This is a genomic window from uncultured Campylobacter sp. (genome assembly GCF_938045225.1).
Taxonomy (GTDB): domain Bacteria; phylum Campylobacterota; class Campylobacteria; order Campylobacterales; family Campylobacteraceae; genus Campylobacter_A.
The window spans coordinates 1-1406 of sequence record NZ_CALINL010000321.1 but is presented as its reverse complement, the minus strand read 5'-3'; the positions used below and the strand labels follow the sequence as shown (position 1 = coordinate 1406).

Below are 1406 nucleotides of genomic sequence, written 5' to 3'. Positions count from 1 at the left end.
GTTCTTCAACCGGACTCTCAAAGGCCAAGTCCATACGACTAATAAATTCACTGGACTGGTCGCGGGCTGCGCTACGATGGTGGTTTTAAAGCTATTTTTTATGTGGCTTTTTAAAATTTACAAGGTGCCGTGGAGATTTTTCGGACTAAACGAAGCGAGGAAAATTTTCCTCGTTCATCTTTGCGCGATAGTTTGCTTTTGGATCGTTTATTTTGCGATGCCGGCCGTTTTCAACCCGTTTCCGCGAAGCGTGGTTTTTATAGACTTTATCATCTCGTGTCTGCTAATAGGAAATTTAAGGATCGCCAAACGTATGTTTTTAGACTTTTCTAAAAAGCCGCACACTGGCGAGCCTTGCGTCGTTATCGGCGCTACGTCAAAGGCGCTTCACGTTTTAAAAGGGCTTAGGCAGGGCTATATCGATCTATATGCCGTGGGCGTGGTAGACGGCAGGAGCGATCTAGTCGGCACTTACTGCGACGGATTTTTAGTGCAGCCAAAGAGCCAAATCTCAAATTTGATCAAAGAGTACAACGTAAAAACCGCTATCATCGCGCTAGCGCTCGGTCAAGACGAGCTAGCCGAGCTTTTTGACGAGCTTACGGCTTACGGTATTCGCGATATCAAGATTTTTTCTATGTTTGGCACCGGCAAGGACGCTATCAAAGATATCTCGATCGAGGATCTGCTAGCTAGAAAGCCAAAAGACCTAGATAGTAGCGCGGTGGAGAAATTTTTAGGCGGTAAGGTCGTTTTAGTCACGGGAGCCGGCGGCAGTATCGGTAGCGAAATTTGCAAGCAGTGCCTCAAATTTGGCGTTAGCAAGCTAATCATGATCGATCACAGCGAGTTTAATCTCTATAAGATCGGCGAGATAACCCACAGCGACAAAACCGTGAGCAAGATGATAAATATCGTAAATGAAGCCGACTTGCGCGCGGTGTTTGAGGAGTTTAAGCCGCAGATCGCGATCCATGCCGCAGCCTATAAGCACGTGCCGCTTTGCGAAGCAAACCCGAAAGCAGCGGTCGTAAATAACATAATCGGCACTAAAATTTTGATCGATTTATCTATCGAATACGGCGTTAGCAAGGTCGTGATGATATCGTCCGATAAGGCCGTGCGCCCGACGAATATCATGGGTGCGACTAAACGCGTGTGCGAGCTTTACGCGCTAAACTCGAATTTGCCTGCTAAAACCGAGATCGTCGCGGTGCGCTTCGGTAACGTCCTAGGCTCAAGCGGTAGCGTAATACCGAAATTTAAAGAACAAATCAAAAGTAATAAACCGCTCACCGTCACGCATCCTGATATCACGAGGTACTTTATGCTAGTGTCCGAGGCCTGTCAGCTCGTGCTTCAGGCTGCCTCGATCGCAAAGGGCGGCGAGCTTTTCGTGCTTGATA

The 1406-nt window shown here is 47.6% G+C and carries 1 protein-coding gene; it reads left to right on the top strand.

Going from position 1 to position 1406, the window contains the following annotated elements; all coding sequences use genetic code 11:
* A partial coding sequence (gene pglF, locus Q0200_RS11720; RefSeq protein ID WP_297941278.1) for a UDP-N-acetylglucosamine 4,6-dehydratase (configuration-retaining) occupies nt 1–1406 on the top strand: 1406 nt, incomplete at both ends.